Here is a 20,197-nt window from a genome sequence, read left to right on the forward strand (position 1 = left end):
TTGGTATGACTGAGGCTGTTCACTTACTTATCGACTTAATCTTGACTGATAAGTAGTACAGCCTTGGTTTACCGAGACAAGAAACCTATCCTCTAGATTCTCTTTATTCCTCTCAATACTCTTCACTTTTACACCGTCTACTCTTTACACCGTCTACTCTTTACACCGTCGAGTGTCTAGACGGTGTAATTAACGGTGCTTTTCACTTCTGTCTGAACCGTGAATTTCTGGCTCAGTAGAACAATCAGTTGGTCGTAGTACTGCGTGTTTGGCTTATTGCCAAGCAAGGTACAAAGCTCATTGCCTGTAGGGCTGAATCGATAGTAAACCAGCTTTACCCCTTTTGATAACGGTGCCAGCGACATGCTCTTACCTTGATAGGTTAGGTGCAGGGCTGGATCGAAATCAATCTCTCCGGATTCTAATTCTGTACCCAGAATAATCCCTAGCTCTATCAAGTGGAGCAGGCTGGAGTAGGGTAGGTTGTGTCCACCAAGGTTGATGGTGTTGGTAGTGTCCCTTTTGCCAAAGCTGAATAACCCAGCATGAGATTTAAAACCGAGTAAGAGCTTTCTGCTGTTATCGCTGCCAAAGCTACAACCCAACGATGCCGCCCTTTGTAGGGTTAAAGCTTCTTTTGGTGTCATGTCTTTTAAGATCTGAAGTGCCTTCATCGACGTCGAGCCTGGGTTGGTGACTTCTCGTTTCAGTACTTGAGCCCATAGCCTCTGCATCGATGTATTGTGGATCTCTTGTGCCATATCGAAGAAACGGTATAGCCAGTCCTGATCTGGGTCTCCAGCCGCTTCATCCTTACATGAAGAGTGCGCCAACTTTAGAATCTGTTCTAGGTTCTTTTGGCGAAGCTCTCTACGTTTTTTCTCTCGCAATAGTGCCCGTTCGATAAGCGTATTCTCAGCTTTATCCTTTGGCTTTGCACTATGACTAATTAAGGCGTCGAGGCCGAAGCTTTGTGCGATGTGCAGCATTCTGCTGGCACTGTCGGCAATATGAGGCTTTTTCTCATGCTTTTGCTGTGTTTCGCTAGCATGCTCAATGATCACTGGCTGTTTGGTTTCTGACATAAGAGTACCGTTAGGAGACGACTCAATACCAATCGTAGTAAATAATTGCTCGCTCTAGCTTGTTAAAACGCTCGATAACTGCGTTAGAATTTTTGATTGTAGAATAACTACTTATCAAAAAGCTCCGCCTGGTCCTCAAGCCTTTTTCCTACGCTATTTCTGAACACTTACTTATTGTGATTGGTATAACTGTCTAAAATGTAACTCTTTATCTTATTGGTGGCTAGATTTTGCGTGCAGAGTTGAAGGTTTCAACAAAATTTTACTTTTGCTAATGATAATAAAATGTTAAATTTGTTGTAATTCTCAAGGAGGAGTTATGAATCAAGCCAATGATAACAAGCTGAAGAAACAGCTTAGTATAGGGTTATTACTCGCGACTTATGTCGCTGTTCTAGCTTACTTATCTAATTACATCGCGTAATTAAGAAGAAAATTATCGTTATTAAACTGTTATTGAATGATCACACTCGTTCAGTGACGGCAGCTCATCCTTGAGCCACCCTTCTAATGACTACATGTCGTCATATTCTTCAATCGCAGTACCTTCAATAAGATAACCGGTTTGCGCTAAGTCATGGCTGATCGACTCAGTTTTCAGCGTTCCGACCAAATAGATCACATCCCATAACTGCTGTATTGGTGCACCTTTCGGGAACTTCACGTAGATGATTTGGTTCGGTGGCGGCGGTGGCACGTGGATACATGCGCCAAAGTACGGTACCAGCAGAAACTCAGTGATCATATTCTCATCACCTTCCAATGGAATCACAAAGCCAGGAATCTTCACTGTGCTGCCATTCAATTCTGGGCGAACAGCACCAAGTGTCGATTGTTGAGGTTTGTCCATACTATTGTGGTCAACCATCGGCATACCAAATGAATCTAGCTGAGCGCGCTCTGATTCCGGAATCAAATCAATCCATTCAAGTGTTAATACCGATTCGTCATTCTGAGTGGTTTCAGCGTGAGCTGTACTGATAAATGGGAACAGAAGTAGCCCAAGTATCAGTAGGAATTTGCGTTGCATCGTAGGTTCCTATTTTAGATTCGAATCGTCATGCCATCAGACAATGACTGGCGGTAAGCCCTGAAAGCGGGAATAAAGCCGATAATGATTCCGGCAACTTGTACCAGCATAAGCAGTTTCCACTCATGCGGTGTGATTGCGGATATCGATATGTTGATACCATAGCTTTGTTGCACAATAGGAGCAACCACTGCGATCAGCGCAAACAACACCGCAACACCTAATGTAATGCCAAGGAAGGTTAGCGCACTGGCTTCACTGATCAGTAAACCAAACACATGACGAGGTCTTGCGCCCATCGCACGCAGGATAGCCATCTCTCGACGCCTTTCTTGCAAGCTAGTGAGTAGGCTACTGAGCATGCCCAATAAACCGGCGACAACAACAAACCCTGAAACAATCAGTAGTGCTTGTTCTGCTACAGCCATCATTCCCCACAATTCGTGAAGCGCAATGCCCGGCATAATGGCGCTCAAAGGTTCTTGGCGGTAGTTATTGATTTCTCGTTGCAGTGCGAAGGTTTGAATCTTCGAATTCAGCCCGAGCATCATCGCGGTAATCTGCTTCGGTTGGAAATCAAAAGTCTTTAAGGTTTCGGCATCCGGTGTGTGTCCTAGATTGGCACCTGACTCCCAGCCAACGTGAATCGCTTCGATTGCCTCGAGCGAAACGTGTACGGTTTTGTCTACTGGTGTTCCTGTTGGTGCGAGTATTCCCACTATCTTGAAGGGCAGATTATCGTGACGGCTAAACGCAACATCACTGATACCGTGCGCAAGAATGATTTGGTCACCAATCGTATAGTCCAACTTCTTCGCGACATCGGCACCAATCACGACATCAAATAGCTGTTCAAATTCTTTACCTTGTTGGAAAGTAAGTAGTTGCTTACTTCCATAGCGATAGTTTTCAAAGTAACTATGATTTGTACCCATCACACGGAAGCCTTTGTGAGAGTCGCCCAATGAGATTGGTATCGCCCACTTTACTGCGTTGTGCTGGCTAAATTCTTCATAGCTTTTCCAGTCGATGTTGTTGGTCGCATTACCGATTCTGAATACTGAGTAAAGCAGCAGGTTGACCTGACCAGAACGGCCACCAACGATAAGGTCAGTACCTGAAATCGTATTGGCGAAGCTGCTTTTTGCTTCGGTTCTAACGCGTTCTACGCCGAGCAAGAGAATGACAGATACAGCTACCGTGAGAATAGTGAGAATAGCCGTGGCTTTACGGTTGAGTACGCTTTTTAAGGCTAAGTGAGTAATTACTTTCATACGACAACCTTAGCTTGGTTAACGGTTTTTAAATCTATGGTTCGAGTGAACAACTTTTCTAGTGTTGGATCATGGCTAACAAAGATAAGAGTAGACCCTGCCTGGTTGGCTTGTTCTAACAACAGTTCGATAAAAGCTTCTCGGTTGTCATGATCCAAAGCCGAGGTTGGCTCGTCGGCAATAATGATTTTGGGTTGGCCAATCAAAGCACGAGCGGCAGCAACACGTTGTTGTTGACCTATGCTCAACTCGGTAACGGGCTTGTCCATTAAAGCTTGAGGTAGCTTTAATCGGAGTAACAACTCTCGAGCCGTCTCTTGTAAGCTTTTCTGGCTTTCAGCGACTTGCTGTTTACGTATCTGTGAAAACTGGCAAGGAAGCGTCACGTTATCGATAACTGATAGATAAGGAAGCAGGTTAAATTGTTGGAAAATATAACCAATATGATCGGCTCTGAATTTATCTCTTTGACGAGGTGTAAGCTGAGTGAGGTCTTGATCAAGGATAGAGACTTCTCCTTGCTCAGCTTGGTTGATTCCGGTCAGTAGCCCTAACAAAGTTGATTTTCCACAACCACTTGGCCCTTTAATAAAAAGGTGCTCTTGGGCTTGGATGTGAAGAGAGGGGATCTCTAGCGTTGGTGGTAATTCAGGCTTCCAACGAAAGCTGATATTTTCGAGTTTGACCACAAATGATGAACTGTCAGAAGACATGCTAGCTCCAATAATTAAAGCGGTGTATCTACTGGACAGTAATTTGAAGCATAAATTCCCCAGACACACCGATTTGAACAGCCAAGTAAGCGATGACTTACCTGACTGTTTATTTTACGTTTAATCCGATCTAGGAGTGATTAGAATCGGAAACTAATACGCTCTGCGTTAAGCACTTCTTGTACTTGAGCTGTGTCTGTTAGTAAGTTCACAGTCATTTTTTCTGTATTATCGAACTTAGAGAACCATTGAGTGCTAACTGTGTCTAGCTTAGCAACGTCTGAACATTGGTAATGGTACTCAACGGTGAATTCGCCGTGGCCACCTTCAGAGTGGTCATGACCTTCGTGGTCATCATGATCGTGTTCAGCGTGGTCATGGTCTTTGTGGTCGTCATGATCGTGCTCAGCGTGGTCATGGCCTTCGTGGTCGTCATGACCGTGTTCCGCATGGTCATGGCCTTTGTGGTCGTCATGATCGTGCTCAGCATGGTCATGGCCTTCGTGGTCGTCATGACCGTGTTCTGCATGGTCATGGCCTTCATGGTCGTCATGATCGCCTTCTAAGGTGTTTGCCACTGACTTGAACTTCAGAGTACAACTCGCATTGTTAAAACTAAACAGCTCTTCTGGCTTGTTTAATTGTGCGATAGCCTGCTCAAACACTTTCTTCTGTTCTGCAGTTTCTGGAGCATGTTCAAACCCAACCACATCCGCGCCTGGAGCTGTTACTTCAACAAGCAGTTCTTGCCCATCTTGCGCGATGTTTACTTCAACTTGACCATGTACGTGTGCATCATGAGAGCGGAACTCTTCGTTAGCTAGAACATTTGTAGAGACAGTCATGCCGATAACAACGGCTAAAATAGTAGGTTTCATGTTTTTTTCCTGAATAAAGGTTAATTAAAAAGTAGTGGTAATTAAGCGATATTTACAGGAGGTGAGCGTGCCAAATAAGCGAAATATAGCCGCTGTAGTGAAGTTACTGACTCTGTGATAGCGACAGTAAATTCCGAATGGAACTCTGGAATCTGTGGTAGTGAGTGCGCTGTGATGAACTGATTAAGCGAAAACAGCTCACAATGGTGTGAGGTGTGGTGCTCTGGTGCGATATCCACGATGTGTGTTGCGGCTAACACGCTTAACATGAGCATAAGCCCAAGCAAGAAGCCTGTTTTGCGTTTCACATTGTTGGGTGTGTTTTGCCACATCAGGATGATTAACCACAGAATTAAAAAAGGATACTGTTATAATATAACAATATCCTTTGGTTAGGTCTCGAAAAAGACGCGAATATCTTATTAAAGACTCGCTTTAATCAACTCAATGACTTGAGTGACTTCTGATTCGTTTAATGCACCTTCTTTTACAAACAAGATTTTACCTTGCTTGTCTTGAACGATAATCGCTGAACTTTCTTCTTTTAGAGCCCATGATGACGCAACGGCGCCGTCTTCATCTAGGACCATAGAAGACCATGGAAATTCTTCTTTGCTGCTTTCGGCTGATGACTTAACAAAAGACCCAGTCCCCCAAATCGCATCATCTTGGTTGATGATGGTGGTGGTTTGGTAGCTGTCTTCTGAGAACTTCGATGCGGTAATGGCTGCCATCAGTGGTGCGTTGAGCTCTTTAGAGCTGCTGCGGCCAGCGATAGCTTGAACGACGCGAACTTTACCTAGAAGATCATTGGTTGCCCAAGCTTGATATCCAGTATTTCCGTCGTTTAGAACAATCTCACCATAGTTACTCACATCGACGGCAGGCAGGGTAGCGCCTACTGATAGGTTGTGAGCATTGGCGAAGAGTGGAGAGGCTGCGGCTAGAAAAGCCAGTAGAGTTTTGTTTTTCATTATATTTTTGTTCCGCTTATTGGTTTGCACAGGAAGTATAATATGAAATTTGAAAAATGCCTCTTTAACTTTTTTATCGTACGACGTAGAAAGAAGTTGCAGGCTTGTTACCAAAAGGTATAATGCATCAATATCGAGATGAACAATAGATTATCTTGCTGTTTGCTAAAGGAATTAGCGATTAAATGTGCTTTGAACAGCGACGCTGTTCAGGTATGTGACTGTAGTACTCAAATGGAATTGAGGTTGTATTATGTTAAGAAAATTTTCTACTTACCGTCCACATCAGGTGGCGCGTTTCGTTAAAGTCCTGTTCAAAGGCCAATTTGCTATTGAAGGTGTTGGAGAGTTTCGCTTCGACCAAGGCAAGGTGCTTCTTCCTGAAGTTTCAGACAAACAAAAGCTCACTATTTTTAAAGAAGTTAACGGCACGATTGCAGCGTTGCCGGTGTAACTGCGCTTTATCGATTTGTTTGCACTGAATAGATTAACAATGAAAAGGGCTTCCTAATGGAAGCCCTTTTTTAATGCGTGTCGTTCTCGCTGGTATGTCGAACGGCACTTTATTGTGGAGGGAAGCAGACACCGGTTCCACCCAACCCGCAATACCCATTCGGATTTTTAGCCAGGTATTGCTGGTGGTAGGTTTCTGCGAAAAAATATTTTCCAGCAGGCAGAACTTCCGTCGTGATCTCGTTGCCTAAAGATTCAGTCATTGCTCGTTGATATTCACGTTTAGAGTGCTCAGCGATAGATTGTTGTTCTTCACTGAAGGTGTAAATCGCAGAACGGTACTGAGTTCCTAAATCGTTGCCTTGGCGCATTCCTTGAGTTGGGTCATGACGCTCCCAAAAGGTCTCAAGTATTCGAGCTAGAGAGGTTTGTTCACTATCAAATATGACACGAACGACTTCGGTATGGCCGGTTTGCCCAGTACATACTTGTTCATAAGTGGGATTAACTGTGTATCCGCCAGCGTAACCAACGGATGTTGAAATAACGCCATCCAATTGCCAAAACAAACGCTCAGCTCCCCAGAAGCATCCCATACCAAACAGGACTTCTTGTTGAGAGCCCGTAGGCGCATCGAGCAGGTCGGTTTGGTTGACGAAATGGCGCTCAGTGATTCGAATTGGGTCAGCATTTCCCGGTAGTGCGGTTGCTGCAGAAACCAGTTGTTGTTTGTTTAGCATGTTATATTCCTTTTCGCATACGTTTACCGCGCTGGCTTTTATTTAACGTGGGTTCATATTAACTGTTGGTCAATATTGAATAAGTCTTTAAATTAGACCGTGTTATTCCAGGATTTATTACAGACTCAATGCCTATTTAGCGGTATTATTTCTTTTCACTTATTAACGTATTGATAACTTCTTCACCAATTAAACATGATAAGAAAAACTTTACCAGTTCTGATTGGCACTCTATTGTCATCGACGCTCGCTTTCGCTGACGTTTCCCTTGAAATCAAAGGGCTAGATGGAGCGCTTGAGGATAATGTTGATGCTTATCTGAGTGCGATCCCTGAAGAAGAGTATTCGGTTTCACTAAGATTCCAATCCCGCTTGGAATCTATGATTAAAGAAGCTCTGAATGCGTTAGGCTACTACCACCCTAAAATCACATTTACTCACTCCGAAGATGATACCGAAATGACCGTTACGGTTGAGCCGGGAGAGCCTGTTGTTATTTATACTTCAGATATCGTTCTGACGGGTGAAGCCAAAGATGACCCAGACTTTTTAGCCTTGATAGCGAAGAGTAGCTTGTCTAAAGGTTCGACTCTGAATCATGGTAATTATGACTCTTTGAAATCGTCGATCCGCAACCTTGGCTTAGCGAAAGGCTACTTCGATGGGGCTTATGATCTTAGTAAGCTAGAAGTCGCTCCTGAATTGAATCGCGCTTATGTTCGTCTTCATTATAACAGTGGTATCCGCTATCACTTTGGTACTACTCAGGTTACTGGTAGCCAGATAGAAGAAGATAAGGTGCAGTCACTTAAACCATTTGAGGATGGCGAACCTTACTCAATCACCAAAGTCGGTGAGTACAACCAAAACCTGTCTAATACGGATTGGTTCTCCTCGGTATTTGTTGAACCAGATTTAAGCCAGTTAGGCGAAGGCCGAGAAATCCCGATGAAGGTTAGCCTTGCTCCGCAAGCTCGTAACCAAATCGAAACCGGTATCGGTGTCTCAACCGACCTTGGTGTGAAAGGCACTCTCAAATGGAAAAAACCTTGGGTTAATGATCGAGGCCATAGCTTTAATAGTAGCTTGTCGATCTCGAAGCCTGAGCAGACGATCACGGCTGCTTATAAAATCCCATTGGATGACGTACTTAATGACTACTACCAAGTTAAGTACGGTATGAAGAATTTGGATAATCGTGATACCAAGAGTTTGGAATCAAACTTAGCGCTAGAAAGATATTGGCGCCTGGATAACGGCTGGCAACGCACGGTGTTCATTCGATACTTGGTCGAAAACTATGAGCAAGGTTTGCAGGATGACTTGGCGCAATTTGTGCTGCCGGGTATTGCTTTCTCACGCACTCGAACACGAGGTGGTTCGATGCCGATGTGGGGCGACAAACAAACCATTATGTTTGAAGCTGCTGATGATACCTTGTTATCTGCAACTAAGGTTGTCCGTTTTCAAGGTCAAACCGCTTGGATTCGAAGCATTGGCGACAATCACCGAGGCTTAACTCGACTTCAATTTGGCGGCAACTTTGCTGACGAGTTTGATAAGCTATCTCCCTCCCTAAGATTCTTTGCTGGTGGTGACAATAGCATTCGTGGTTATGGTTATGAGTCGATCTCTCCTCGAGATGAAAGTGGTGCACTAACGGGTGCAAAATTCATGGCAACCAGTTCGTTTGAATACCAATACCGCTTGGTTGGAAACTGGTGGGGCGCTGCATTCTACGACATTGGTGATGCATTTAATGATAAACCTGAATGGAAACACGGCACTGGTGTCGGTGTTCGTTGGGCGTCACCTGTTGGTCCAGTGAGTTTAGATTTTGCTTGGGGTCTAGATGCAGCAAAAGGTGATGAGTTCCAGTTACACTTTAGTTTAGGGCCAGAATTATGATCAAAGTGATGGGCAAGTGCATCAAGTGGACGTCGATCTCATTGACGTCTATTTTGCTGTTGTTGGTAGCCCTGCTAGGTTTTGTTTTGTTCACCAACCCAGGGTTGAACACTGTGCTGTGGGGCGCTGAAAAAGCATTGCCACAACTTAAAGTGGAAAGCACCAAAGGGGCACTTTTTCCAAGTTTTACGCTTAATAATGTCCAGTTCAAAGATGATAGCCTTCATATCGACACCAAGGTTCAAAAGCTGAACTTGGCTATTAATCCTCGCTGCCTGCTTGACCCTAAGCTGTGTGTCGATCGTTTAGCGATTCAAGGATTGGACTTCGCATTTACTGAACTGCCTCCTGCCTCTACAGAAGAAACAGAACCGACTCCGCCCGTAACATCGGTAAAAACACCGCTGCCAATCGTAATCAACCGTATCGCTTTATCTGATATCAAGTTGAATATCTTAGGGCATGAAATTGAATGGAGCCTGTTCTCTACGGCTTTGAGCATGCAGGGCGAGAAGCTAACGGTATCGCCAACATTATTCAATGATCTTAAGGTTAAACTCGCGGAGTCGACAGAAGAACCGCAAGCAGAAAAGGTTGAGCCAGAGGCTACCGAGAAAACGGCTATCGCATTGCCGGAAGTCTGGATTCCTTTACAGGTTGTGTTGGAGCGTTTTGATCTCAACCGTTTCACCTTAGAACAAGAAACACCAATCGTTGTGAACCACCTTGGGCTAGAAGCTCGCGTGGGCAAACACACGGTTGATGTTTCAACTCTCGAACTCGATATGCCACAAGCCAGCGCAAACCTAACGACTAAGGTTGAGCTCAAGGGCGGTTATCCGTTAGAGCTTTCTTTGGATGCGTTAGTGAAAGAAACCGACCTTGCTGGTCAGAAGTTGTCTCTGAAAGCACAAGGCAGCGTGGCTAAGCTAAACCTAGACTCCCAATTTTCTGAGCTGATTGAGGCAAAGTTGTCTGGGGACATTCAACCGCTAGAGCCGACTCTGCCATTTGACCTTCTTTTAGAGGGGGGACAAGCGCAGTGGCCCCTTACCGGAAAAAGCGATTACCAAGCGACAATTGAACAATTCAAAGCTGATGGCTCACTAGATGGTTTTAATGTTCTACTTAAAGGTGAAGCCGATGGTAAGGAAATCCCTGAATTAGCCATCGAACTACAGGGTAAAGGCACAACGGAACAGATTGAGCTCGAGCGTCTAAATCTCAACACGCTAGGCGGTGAGCTTAACGGCGTCGTTAAAGCGAATTGGAAGAGTCTCGTTAACTGGCAAGCTGACGTGACACTCAAAGACATTCAGCCGGGCCTGCAATGGCCAGAAGCCGAGGGTAACATTAGTGGAAGCATCGTCACCTCTGGTGAGTTGACGGAAGCGGGCGGCTGGGCGATTGAACTGCCTAAATTGGATATTGAAGGGATCTTGCGAGAATACCCTCTGGATATCGAAGGTCAGTTGTCAGCGTCGGATCGCAGCGCGAGCGGTGAACCAAAACTGAAAACCAGTGGTTTGAGCTTAGCTCACGGTGTTAACTCGATTAAGGCTCAGGGTGAGCTTGATAAGAAATGGGATATGGGCGTTGAGATTAATTTCCCTGAGCTTGTAAAAAGCGTCCCTGATTTGAAAGGTAAAGTGATTGGTAACATCCAGCTCAGTGGTCCAACGAAAGAGCCTGAAGTCGATCTCGCTCTAAATGTGGATAAGGTAGATTGGAATAACGAAGCAACACTAGAATCCTTGTCGCTTAATGGTTCTGTGGTTCCTCTGCCGTTGCCTGAAGCTCAAGCTGATCTTGAATTAAAAGCTAACAACCTAACCTATCAAGATCAGAGCGTAGAAAGCATTGATCTCACGGTGAGTGGTGGTGAGAAGAAACACACAGTGACACTTGATGTGATATCCGACATCGTGTCTACAAGCTTAGCTATTTCCGGAGAGTTGATTCAAAAGCCTTCTCTTATTTGGGATGGGTCGTTAGATAGAGTCAAAATCACCACTCAGCAAGGCCCTTGGGTATTAGACCAACCTGTCGCGATAAAGGCGGATGTTGATAAACAGTTTGCCGATGTTCAAGCGCACTGTTGGAAACAATCGGGTTCGAGCGTGTGTTTGGATGAAGACGTTCGTGTCGGAAAATCGGGTGAGGCCAAGGTAGCCATCAATCAATTCGATTTCGATCAGATTAAAGCCTTTGTGCCTAAAGAGACGCAATTACAGGGCTTAGTCAATGCGACCGCTCATGCTAAGTGGTCTGAACAAGGTGAGCCTGAGGTTACGGTAAGCGTTGATATGCCGAAAGGTCAGGTTGTTCAACAAGTGGGTGAGCCAATTACACTGGGTTGGGAAAGCGTTGCATTGAATGCCCAACTGAAAGACAACAAACTGGATGCCGACTTTAAGTTGGATGTTTCCGACAATGGTGACCTGTCTGGCACGGTGTCGTTACCGAATATTCTTGCCGAAGACAAAATGGTCGATGCAGCAATTAAGTTGACCACGTTCCATCTTGATTTCTTACAGCCAATTCTAGGTGAATACAGCTTATTGAAAGCCGACCTTGAGAGTGATCTTCAAGTTAAAGGCTCTTTGATGCACCCTCAAGTCTTTGGCCAATTCTCTGTTGATGGTATTCAAGTGAAAGGCGATGTTACGCCTGTTGATGTGAAAGATGGCCGCATTGACCTCGACTTTGATGGTTATAGTGCAAAACTGGATGCGAATGTCGAAACGCCTGATGGTCACCTTGATATTGAGGGAACCGGAGATTGGCAAGATCTTAAAGCATGGCACTCTAACGTTAGAGTTTTCGCTGATGAGTTGATGGTTGATATCCCACCGATGGTCAAGGTCAAGGTTGTGCCTGATATGACCATTGATGTCACACCAGAGCTGGCGAAAATTACCGGTGATATTGCATTACCATGGGGACGAATTGTTGTTGAAGACTTACCACCGTCAGCGGTTGGCGTCTCTTCTGATCAGGTTATTCTGAATAAAGATCTAGAGCCAGAAAACGAAGATACGATCCCATTCAACGTGATGACGAATATTAATATCTCCATTGGTGATGATTTTAAATTGTCTGCCTTCGGTCTTGAAGGTGATTTGGTCGGTAAGCTCAACGTGGCTCAAAAAGACCAAGGTCCATTTATTACAGGTGAAGTGAACATCGTCGATGGTACTTACCAATCATTCGGGCAAGACCTCTTAATCGAAGAGGGTAAGATTCTAATGAATGGTCCACCGGATCAGCCATACGTAGCCATCAATGCGATTCGTAATCCTGATAATACTCAGGATGATGTGACCGCAGGTATTCGAGTGACAGGCCCTGCGACAGAGCCGACCATCGAGATTTACTCTGACCCTGCGATGCCACAAGCGAACGCGCTGTCTTATATTCTGCGTGGCCAAGATATCGATGGTGAGTCGAGCGGCTCGATGACAACGACCTTAATCGGTTTGAGTTTAGCGAAGAGTGGTAAGGTTGTCGGCGAAATTGGTGAAGCCTTTGGTGTACAAGATTTGCAACTGGATACCGCAGGCTCTGGCGATGACTCTCAGGTGACGGTAAGTGGCTACATCCTGCCTGGTTTACAGGTGAAGTATGGTGTGGGTATCTTCAACTCGCTCGGTGAATTTACTGTTCGTTATCGATTGATGCAGGATCTCTATGTTGAAGCAGTTTCTGGCCTAGATAGTGCCGTAGACCTTCTGTATCAATTTGAGTTCGAGTAAAGCCGCATGGAGGGCGTATGCAGCATCTTGTTTTTGTCTATGGAACCTTGAGGCAAGGTCAGTCCAATCACCACTATTTGAAGGGCTGCGATTTATTAGGGCAGTTTGATACACCTATGGAATACGCACTTTTTGATTTAGGTGCCTATCCGGCGATGATTTTGGGAAAGAAAAGTGTCGCAGGTGAGGTCTATATCATTAACGACGAAATTTTAGAGTCGCTCGATCTGCTAGAAGATGTTCCTGTTGAGTATCGTCGCGAGAAAATAGAGACTATATTTGGATTAGCATGGGTATATTTGTATCAGCTTGATCTAACAGCTAATAAAGAAATACTTTCGGGTAACTGGTGTAAGCGGAACAACGCTTAGTCGCTATATATTCTGAGTTATCAAACAAAAAGCCAGCATGTGAATGCTGGCTTTTTTAATGACGCTATTTTGAGAAATGAACGAGGGGTTTAGTCTCGGTTCAGCTCAAGAAACTCTTCTACTTTGCGAACCATGTCTGTTGAACCAACAAAGAAAGGTACACGTTGGTGCAGCTCAGTTGGTTTGATATCCATGATACGTTGAGCACCGTCTGAAGCGATGCCGCCCGCTTGCTCCATAAGGAAAGCAATTGGGTTGCACTCGTAAAGCAGGCGCAGTTTACCTTGAGGGTGACTTTGCGTGCTTGGGTACAAGTAGATGCCGCCTTTCAGCAGGTTACGGTGGAAATCTGAAACTAGAGACCCGATGTAACGTGATGTGTAAGGGCGGTTGTCGCTTGGCTCATTCTCTTGGCAGTACTTAATGTACTTTTTCACACCCGTAGGGAAGCGGATGTAGTTACCTTCGTTGATTGAGTAAATCTTACCTTCATCTGGAATCATCATGTTTTCATGAGATAGGCAGAAGGTACCCAGTGATGGGTCGTAGGTGAAGCCATTTACGCCAGCACCTGTTGTGTATACAAGCATGGTTGAAGAACCGTAAATCACGTAACCCGCGGCTACTTGCTTGTGTCCTGGCTGTAGGAAATCTTCTTGTGTTGGTGGCGTACCGATCGGTGATACTCGACGGTAGATAGAGAAAATTGTACCAACCGATACATTCACGTCGATGTTTGAAGAGCCATCAAGTGGATCCATCAGTACAACGTATTTTGCGTTTTTGTTGAGCTCTTTATTGAAGGCGACAGCTTCGTCTTCTTCTTCACTTGCAACACCACAAACTTGGTCACGGGCTTCTAGAGCCGCTTTAAATTTGTCGTTCGCGTAAAGGTCTAGCTTTTGTTGCTCTTCACCTTGCACGTTGTCTGTACCAACAGCGCCAGTGATGTCGACTAGGCCAGCCTTGTTGATCTCACGGTTAACAATTTTTGCAGCAAGTCGAATAGACGACAAAAGGGATGATAGATCACCGCTTGCATGGGGGAAGTCACTCTGTTTCTCAACAATGAACTCACCAAGGGTGCGCATCTCAGACATGTTATTTCCTTAAACTTCTCTCAATATTAGGGGGGATTTGAGCACTGTAGATTCGGCCTCTTTAGTGGGCTTTATTCATCTAGACGCTTACCTAAATTCTAAAGGTTAGATCTTTTTAATGGTAATGAACTAAGCGACACAGATCTCACTTACTATGTCGACTCAATTTGTTTTGCATTGCCGCTCGCTTTTAATCGCCATTTAATGATAATGAGTGCAAGCCGTTTTAATTAGGCATCGTTTATTTAGCCAAGCGTTTGGAAGCAATTTATGCATATTCATATCTTAGGAATTTGTGGCACCTTCATGGGTGGTGCTGCGGTATTGGCTCGTCAATTAGGTCACAAGGTTACGGGTAGTGACGCGAATGTTTACCCGCCAATGAGCACCTTGTTGGAATCACAAGGGATTGAAATTATTGAAGGGTTCGACCCTAGCCAATTAGAACCAAGGCCAGATCTCGTGGTTATCGGTAACGCAATGAGCCGCGGTAATCCGTGTGTTGAGTATGTGTTGGATAACAACCTTAGATACACCTCTGGCCCTCAGTGGTTGCAAGAGTTCCTGCTGCATGACCGTTGGGTGTTAGCGGTATCGGGAACGCACGGTAAGACCACGACATCAAGTATGCTGGCTTGGATCTTAGAAGACTGTGGCTATGCACCGGGCTTCTTAGTTGGCGGTGTGTTAGGTAACTTTGGTATCTCTGCTCGCCTTGGTGAAAGCATGTTCTTCGTGGTAGAAGCCGACGAATATGATAGTGCTTTTTTCGATAAACGATCTAAGTTTGTTCATTACCACCCAAGAACCTTGGTGATGAATAACCTAGAGTTCGATCATGCGGACATCTTTGACGATCTTGAAGCGATTAAGCGACAATTCCATCATTTGGTGCGTACTGTGCCAAGCAATGGTCGAATTTTCTCACCTAAGCAAGACACCGCGATTCAAGATGTTTTAGCTCGCGGTTGCTGGAGCGAAACTGAATCGAGTGGTGAGCAAGGCGACTGGGATGCCAAGAAACTGGTCAAAGATGGCTCTCAATTTGAGGTTTACTTCCAAAATGAATGTGTTGGTACCGTAAATTGGGACTTGGTTGGCGATCACAATGTCAACAATGCCCTAATGGCGATAGCAGCTGCACGACACGTGGGCGTAACACCAGATCTCGCTTGTGAATCGCTAGCTACCTTTATTAATACTAAGCGTCGTTTGGAGTTTAAAGGCGAGGTCGCAGGTGTTTCTGTTTATGACGATTTTGCTCATCACCCAACGGCGATTGAACTTACTCTGGGCGGATTACGTAATAAGGTCGACACTAAGAAAATCATTGCCGTTTTAGAGCCTCGTTCTGCCACCATGAAACGTGGTGTGCACAAAGAAATACTGGCTGATTCGTTGAAGCAGGCGGATTCTACCTACTTATTCCAACCGGATAACATTGATTGGTCAGTTCAAGATGTTGCAGACGCTTGTCACCAACCTGCACACGTGAGTGATGACATGGATGCATTCGTTGCTAAAATTGTCTCAGAGGCACAAGCGGGCGACCAAATCTTGGTAATGAGTAATGGTGGCTTTGGTGGCATTCACCAAAAACTGTTGGATGGATTGGCACTCAAAGGCTAACGGCATCCACGACCTTATAATTTGAAGTAATTGAGAACATGACAAAACACGATAAAGTGATAACTCTTGCTTTCACTGGCGCATCCGGTGCGCCTTATGGCCTGCGTTTACTTGAATGCCTTTTGGCAGCCGATTATCAGGTCTACTTGCTGATTTCATCGGCAGCGCGAGTGGTATTGGCGACCGAGCATGAACTTAAGTTACCTGCTGGGCCAGATGCGGCGAAACAAGCTTTGGTTAAACATCTTGGCTGCGACCCTGAAAAGCTAGTGGTGTGTGGCAAAGATGATTGGTTCTCGCCGGTTGCCTCTGGTTCAGCAGCGCCGAAGCAGATGGTAGTGTGTCCATGTTCAGCGGGAAGCTTGGCTTCGATTGCACATGGCTTGTCGGATAACCTGATTGAGCGAGCAGCAGATGTGGTCATGAAAGAGCGAGGCCAATTGTTGTTGGTGGTTCGTGAGACGCCATTTTCGACGCTTCATCTAGAGAACATGCACAAGCTTTCGACCATGGGCGTGACGATCATGCCTGCAGCCCCGGGTTTTTATCATCAACCTAAGTCAATTGAAGATCTGGTCGACTTTATGGTGGCGCGTATTCTGGATCATCTTGGTATCGAACAAGGTTTAGTGCCACGTTGGGGCTACGATCAACGTAATTGATCCAAACTTGATAGCTTATTGTTAAAAATCAAATTACAATTCTGAACACTCATCGGGGAGCGAACCATTCAAATAATGAATGCGAGCTGAGATCAAGCAGATGCTTGGGACCCGTAAACCTGAACCAGATAATGCTGGCGTAGGAATTGAGTTAGGAACAACCTCTACCGTTCTCCTCCCTCAAACCTGTGCCGCTCAGACCATGGAGAGCGTCCAGTGAAATTCACATTAACTACCCTTGCTGTTACTACAGCTATCTCTTTTTCTGCCTTTGCTGCAGACAACACTTTGACCGTATACACCTATGACTCTTTTGCTGCGGATTGGGGCCCTCGTCCTGCCGTTGAAAAAGCATTCGAAGAGAAGTGTGGCTGTGATGTGAATTTTGTCGCTCTAGAAGATGGCGTGTCTATTCTGAACCGTTTACGTCTTGAGGGCGGCAACAGCAAAGCCGATATCTTGCTAGGTCTCGACAACAACCTGATGGCTGAAGCGAAAGCGACGGGCTTATTGGCTGAGCATAATGTTGATACTTCATCAGTAACGCTTCCTAATGGTTGGAGCGACAGCACTTTTGTACCCTATGACTTTGGCTACTTTGCTTTTGTTTACAACAAAGAGAAGTTGGCAAACCCACCAAAGAGCCTTAAAGAGTTGGTTGAGCAGCGTGATGACCTTAAGGTTATCTACCAAGACCCACGTACATCAACACCAGGTCAAGGCATGATGCTTTGGATGAAGTCGGTATATGGTGATGAAGCAACTACAGCATGGAAGAAGCTTGCCCAGAAAACAGTGACTGTAACCAAAGGTTGGTCTGAAGCTTACTCTATGTTCCTAGAAGGCGAGTCGGATTTAGTGTTGTCTTACACAACGTCTCCTGCTTACCACATTATTGCTGAGAGCGATTCTAAGTACGCAGCAGCAAGCTTTGAAGAAGGGCATTACACTCAAGTGGAAGTGGCCGCCAAGGTTAAAGGCAGTAAGAACGAGAAACTTGCTGATGAGTTTATGGCGTTTATCCTAAGTGATGAATTCCAAACGGCGATGCCAACAGGTAACTGGATGTACCCAGTGACGGATGTTGAGTTACCAAAAGGGTTTGAGCAACTTACGGTTCCTCAGAAAGCGCTGAGCTTTAGCTCAGAAGAGGTCGCCGAGAAGCGTAAGCCTTGGATTCGTGAATGGCAGAGTGCACTTACTTTTTAATTTGCTTTTAAAAAATTAGCTTTCTAACTTTCTGTATTTAAGGGTTCGTTCGAGATTAACTGAGCGAACCATTTACGGTAAAAAATCAATCTATGATAAAGAAAACACCTAAGGTTGGGATTTGGGTAGCGATACTTATTACCGCCTTCGTGGTTTCAGCAGTTGGGGCATTGCTTAGCAATGCCCCTTCTCTTGATATCAGCCAAGTATGGTCCGACCCCTACTATTGGCATGTAACGAAATTCAGTTTTTATCAGGCGACACTCTCAACGGTGCTGAGTGTTGGCTTTGCTATACCTATTGCTCATGCGCTGTGTCGTAGGCAGTTTTTTGGACGAGCTTTATTGTTAAGGCTGTTCGCGTCGACCTTAGTCCTGCCGGTGTTAGTCGGTGTATTTGGTTTACTTGCGATCTATGGTAATAGCGGTTGGTTAGCTAAGCTTTTGGCTAACTTCGATATTGAATTGCCATTTTCCATATACGGATTGAATGGTATTTTGCTGGCGCACGTTTTCTTTAACTTGCCTTATGCCAGTCGCTTACTTCTGCAAGCGTTAGATACCGTGCCTGCCGAGCAACACAAGCTTTGTGCTCATTTGGGTATGAGTCATTGGAACAAATTCAGATGGGTTGAATGGCCTCGCTTAAGGCAGCAATTGCCACATGTGTGTGGCTTAGTCTTCATGTTGTGTTTTACCAGCTTTGCTACCGTGATGGCGCTAGGCGGTGGACCAAAATCAACCACTATCGAGCTCGCTATTTATCAGGCGATTAAATTCGACTTTGACCTTCAAGCTGGCGCCTTACTCGCGATATGGCAAATGCTGCTGTGTGGTGTGCTAGCGGTGAGCATTCAACGGCTATCGAAACCTATTTCAGTGGCGGCCAGTCAGCTGTCGGAAGAGAAATATTTGGTTAAGGACAGCTGGTGGTCAAAAGCTTGGGATAGCTTTTGGATCATCATAGTCTCAATGCTGGTATTGCCGCCATTAGCTATGGTTATCGTCAGTGGAATTAACTCGCAGGCATTAACCGTACTCAGCAGCGAGCCGTTTTGGGCGGCGTTAATGACCTCGGTTAAAGTCGCGTCATTAGCAAGTGTTATCGCCGTTGGTATTGGTATTGCGATACTGCTGACTAGCCGAGCATGGCGTTTACAGAACAAGAATTTTCGAGCCGATAAAATCGAGCTGATTGGCACTATTATCTTAGTGACTCCGGGGCTGGTGATCAGTACGGGTATCTTCTTATTACTGCGTTCATTCACCGATGTATTCAGTTTAGCTTTCTTTATCGTGATTGCCGTCAACAGCTTAATGGCGCTGCCTTACGTAATTAAAACCTTGGCTCAACCTATGCTGCATTTGTCTCAGCAGTACCAGTATGTGTGTGCAAGCTTGGGAATGACAGGTTTCACGCGTTTTAGGTTAGTGGAGTGGCGAGCACTGCGTAAGCCGATGGCGCAAGCCTTCTCGATCAGCTTTATGTTGGCGATGGGGGACTTAAGCGCGATTGCTTTGTTTGGTAGCCAAGATTTTAGAACTCTGCCTTTGTACCTATTTCAATTGTTAGGCAGTTATCAAATGGAAGCGGCGGCGGTAGTTTCTGTGAGCTTACTGTTATTGAGTGTCGGCAGCTTTAGCTTAATAGAATTCTTATTTACTCGAAGATCTAAGCTCGATGCTAAAGAATTAAGGAACCGATGATGTTAGTGATGAAAGATGTGGATTACCACTATCACAGAGAGTTGTTTAGCTTTGATTTTCAAGCTGAGCAGGGTGATATTGTTGCGCTTATGGGGCCGAGTGGTGCGGGTAAATCTACACTGTTGGCGCTAGTTGCGGGGTTTATCGAGCCTACATCGGGTGAGATCTCAGTAGCTGGGCAGTCGCTTATTGGTAAAGAGGCACACCAACGCCCGTTGGCGATGTTGTTTCAAGAGCACAACCTGTTTGCTCACCTTACGGTGCGAGAGAATATTGGTTTAGGTCTGCATCCAGGTTTAAAGCTTACTGCAACCCAAAAGCAAGCTGTGGAGCAAGCCGCAGCACAAGTTGGTGTTGCTGAGTATTTGGATAGATTGCCTGAGCAATTATCCGGTGGTCAACGCCAGCGTGTCGCACTAGCGCGTTGTTTTGTTCAGCCACATGACATTTGGCTGCTTGATGAACCTTTCTCTGCGCTTGACCCTTTGCTTCGCGAAGAGATGCTTAGTTTAGTGAAGCGATTAGCGGCAGAGCGAAATATTACGGTCTTGATGGTGACTCACCATTTAGGTGATGCACGCAGTATCGCGAATAAGTTTGTGTTTGTGGCGCTAGGTAAGGTGTTGGTTGAAGACTCGATAGAGGCACTGACGGCGGATCATCCACAGACAGAATTAAGCTCATTTGTTAAAGCGGGTGAGTGACGACTC

The 20,197-nt window shown here is 45.3% G+C and carries 18 protein-coding genes and 1 riboswitch; of the genes, 9 read left to right on the forward strand and 9 right to left on the reverse strand.

Annotated elements, in window-relative coordinates; all coding sequences use genetic code 11:
- Positions 1-176 precede the first annotated feature (176 nt).
- The 7 genes from MSG34_RS20285 to MSG34_RS20315 all read right to left on the reverse strand — a co-directional run bounded on the left by MSG34_RS20285 (position 177) and on the right by MSG34_RS20315 (position 5,954).
- Positions 177-1,085 (reverse strand): TIGR03899 family protein, encoded by a 909-nt coding sequence (locus tag MSG34_RS20285; RefSeq protein WP_248339189.1) that lies wholly within the window; start codon positions 1,083-1,085, stop codon positions 177-179.
- 514 nt (positions 1,086-1,599) lie between these two features.
- The gene (locus tag MSG34_RS20290) at positions 1,600-2,115 is read right to left on the reverse strand and encodes a DUF3299 domain-containing protein (RefSeq protein WP_017058892.1); all 516 of its coding nucleotides are present in this window, start codon (positions 2,113-2,115) and stop codon (positions 1,600-1,602) included.
- A 14-nt stretch (positions 2,116-2,129) separates the two neighbouring features.
- Positions 2,130-3,389 carry an ABC transporter permease gene (locus MSG34_RS20295; protein WP_122082841.1) on the reverse strand — a complete coding sequence of 420 codons (1,260 nt, stop codon included), beginning with the start codon at positions 3,387-3,389 and terminating at the stop codon, positions 2,130-2,132.
- A complete protein-coding gene (locus MSG34_RS20300; RefSeq protein WP_248339190.1) occupies positions 3,386-4,102 on the reverse strand; it encodes an ABC transporter ATP-binding protein in 717 nt (238 codons plus the stop codon). Before MSG34_RS20300 ends, MSG34_RS20295 begins: the two co-directional genes overlap by 4 nt.
- Before the next feature lie 140 nt (positions 4,103-4,242).
- Positions 4,243-4,980, reverse strand: a complete 738-nt coding sequence (locus tag MSG34_RS20305; protein WP_248339191.1) for a DUF2796 domain-containing protein — start codon at positions 4,978-4,980, stop codon at positions 4,243-4,245.
- Positions 4,981-5,021: 41 nt separating this feature from the next.
- Positions 5,022-5,312: a DUF2607 family protein gene (locus tag MSG34_RS20310; protein WP_017063722.1), complete on the reverse strand. Its 291-nt coding sequence runs from the start codon at positions 5,310-5,312 to the stop codon at positions 5,022-5,024.
- 90 nt (positions 5,313-5,402) lie between these two features.
- On the reverse strand, positions 5,403-5,954 hold the full coding sequence (locus MSG34_RS20315) for a YtfJ family protein (RefSeq protein WP_048605931.1): 552 nt from the start codon (positions 5,952-5,954) through the stop codon (positions 5,403-5,405).
- A 253-nt stretch (positions 5,955-6,207) separates the two neighbouring features.
- Between MSG34_RS20315 and MSG34_RS20320 the strand changes: the two genes are divergently transcribed.
- Entirely contained in the window at positions 6,208-6,408 is a 201-nt protein-coding gene (locus MSG34_RS20320; protein WP_019821424.1) for a DUF1107 family protein, read from the forward strand.
- Positions 6,409-6,517: 109 nt separating this feature from the next.
- On the opposite strand, the gene msrA is transcribed toward MSG34_RS20320, so the two are convergent.
- On the reverse strand, positions 6,518-7,147 hold the full coding sequence (msrA, locus tag MSG34_RS20325; RefSeq protein ID WP_017058899.1) for a peptide-methionine (S)-S-oxide reductase MsrA: 630 nt from the start codon (positions 7,145-7,147) through the stop codon (positions 6,518-6,520).
- 195 nt (positions 7,148-7,342) lie between these two features.
- Between msrA and MSG34_RS20330 the strand changes: the two genes are divergently transcribed.
- Genes MSG34_RS20330 through MSG34_RS20340 form a run of 3 tightly spaced genes read left to right on the forward strand, consistent with a single transcriptional unit; the run spans position 7,343 to position 13,181 of the window.
- Complete coding sequence (locus tag MSG34_RS20330; RefSeq protein WP_048605926.1) at positions 7,343-9,055, forward strand: autotransporter assembly complex family protein; 1,713 nt, start codon at positions 7,343-7,345, stop codon at positions 9,053-9,055.
- Entirely contained in the window at positions 9,052-12,810 is a 3,759-nt protein-coding gene (locus tag MSG34_RS20335) for a translocation/assembly module TamB domain-containing protein (RefSeq protein WP_248339193.1), read from the forward strand. Before MSG34_RS20330 ends, MSG34_RS20335 begins: the two co-directional genes overlap by 4 nt.
- Before the next feature lie 17 nt (positions 12,811-12,827).
- On the forward strand, positions 12,828-13,181 hold the full coding sequence (locus MSG34_RS20340) for a gamma-glutamylcyclotransferase (RefSeq protein ID WP_248339195.1): 354 nt from the start codon (positions 12,828-12,830) through the stop codon (positions 13,179-13,181).
- A gap of 89 nt (positions 13,182-13,270) precedes the next feature.
- On the opposite strand, the gene fbp is transcribed toward MSG34_RS20340, so the two are convergent.
- Positions 13,271-14,281: a class 1 fructose-bisphosphatase gene (fbp, locus tag MSG34_RS20345; RefSeq protein WP_017097551.1), complete on the reverse strand. Its 1,011-nt coding sequence runs from the start codon at positions 14,279-14,281 to the stop codon at positions 13,271-13,273.
- Between the two features lie 270 nt (positions 14,282-14,551).
- On the opposite strand from fbp, the gene mpl reads away from it, so the two are divergent.
- From mpl to thiQ, 5 genes are all read left to right on the forward strand, one after another.
- A complete protein-coding gene (mpl, locus tag MSG34_RS20350) occupies positions 14,552-15,910 on the forward strand; it encodes a UDP-N-acetylmuramate:L-alanyl-gamma-D-glutamyl-meso-diaminopimelate ligase (RefSeq protein WP_172380808.1) in 1,359 nt (452 codons plus the stop codon).
- A 38-nt stretch (positions 15,911-15,948) separates the two neighbouring features.
- A complete protein-coding gene (locus MSG34_RS20355; protein ID WP_248339197.1) occupies positions 15,949-16,572 on the forward strand; it encodes a flavin prenyltransferase UbiX in 624 nt (207 codons plus the stop codon).
- Positions 16,573-16,615: 43 nt separating this feature from the next.
- Positions 16,616-16,735, forward strand: a riboswitch (TPP riboswitch).
- 53 nt (positions 16,736-16,788) lie between these two features.
- On the forward strand, positions 16,789-17,781 hold the full coding sequence (gene thiB / locus MSG34_RS20360) for a thiamine ABC transporter substrate binding subunit (protein ID WP_248339199.1): 993 nt from the start codon (positions 16,789-16,791) through the stop codon (positions 17,779-17,781).
- Positions 17,782-17,873: 92 nt separating this feature from the next.
- On the forward strand, positions 17,874-19,487 hold the full coding sequence (gene thiP / locus MSG34_RS20365; RefSeq protein WP_248339201.1) for a thiamine/thiamine pyrophosphate ABC transporter permease ThiP: 1,614 nt from the start codon (positions 17,874-17,876) through the stop codon (positions 19,485-19,487).
- A complete protein-coding gene (thiQ, locus tag MSG34_RS20370; RefSeq protein ID WP_248339202.1) occupies positions 19,487-20,191 on the forward strand; it encodes a thiamine ABC transporter ATP-binding protein in 705 nt (234 codons plus the stop codon). The genes thiP and thiQ overlap by 1 nt, the downstream gene beginning before the upstream one ends.
- Positions 20,192-20,197: the final 6 nt, after the last annotated feature.

Source organism: Vibrio sp. 1CM2L (assembly GCF_023161695.1).
Classification (GTDB): Bacteria; Pseudomonadota; Gammaproteobacteria; order Enterobacterales; family Vibrionaceae; genus Vibrio; species Vibrio coralliirubri.

Coding starts and splice junctions, on each gene's coding strand:
- MSG34_RS20320 (WP_019821424.1), top strand. CDS start 6,208: ATGTTAAGAAAATTTTCTACTTACCGTCCACATCAGGTGGCGCGTTTC.
- MSG34_RS20290 (WP_017058892.1), bottom strand. CDS start 2,115: ATGCAACGCAAATTCCTACTGATACTTGGGCTACTTCTGTTCCCATTT.
- fbp (WP_017097551.1), bottom strand. CDS start 14,281: ATGTCTGAGATGCGCACCCTTGGTGAGTTCATTGTTGAGAAACAGAGT.
- MSG34_RS20330 (WP_048605926.1), top strand. CDS start 7,343: ATGATAAGAAAAACTTTACCAGTTCTGATTGGCACTCTATTGTCATCG.
- MSG34_RS20310 (WP_017063722.1), bottom strand. CDS start 5,312: ATGTGGCAAAACACACCCAACAATGTGAAACGCAAAACAGGCTTCTTG.
- MSG34_RS20335 (WP_248339193.1), top strand. CDS start 9,052: ATGATCAAAGTGATGGGCAAGTGCATCAAGTGGACGTCGATCTCATTG.
- MSG34_RS20355 (WP_248339197.1), top strand. CDS start 15,949: ATGACAAAACACGATAAAGTGATAACTCTTGCTTTCACTGGCGCATCC.
- MSG34_RS20285 (WP_248339189.1), bottom strand. CDS start 1,085: ATGTCAGAAACCAAACAGCCAGTGATCATTGAGCATGCTAGCGAAACA.
- thiP (WP_248339201.1), top strand. CDS start 17,874: ATGATAAAGAAAACACCTAAGGTTGGGATTTGGGTAGCGATACTTATT.
- MSG34_RS20305 (WP_248339191.1), bottom strand. CDS start 4,980: ATGAAACCTACTATTTTAGCCGTTGTTATCGGCATGACTGTCTCTACA.
- MSG34_RS20340 (WP_248339195.1), top strand. CDS start 12,828: ATGCAGCATCTTGTTTTTGTCTATGGAACCTTGAGGCAAGGTCAGTCC.
- msrA (WP_017058899.1), bottom strand. CDS start 7,147: ATGCTAAACAAACAACAACTGGTTTCTGCAGCAACCGCACTACCGGGA.
- MSG34_RS20295 (WP_122082841.1), bottom strand. CDS start 3,389: ATGAAAGTAATTACTCACTTAGCCTTAAAAAGCGTACTCAACCGTAAA.
- thiQ (WP_248339202.1), top strand. CDS start 19,487: ATGTTAGTGATGAAAGATGTGGATTACCACTATCACAGAGAGTTGTTT.
- MSG34_RS20300 (WP_248339190.1), bottom strand. CDS start 4,102: ATGTCTTCTGACAGTTCATCATTTGTGGTCAAACTCGAAAATATCAGC.
- MSG34_RS20315 (WP_048605931.1), bottom strand. CDS start 5,954: ATGAAAAACAAAACTCTACTGGCTTTTCTAGCCGCAGCCTCTCCACTC.
- mpl (WP_172380808.1), top strand. CDS start 14,552: ATGCATATTCATATCTTAGGAATTTGTGGCACCTTCATGGGTGGTGCT.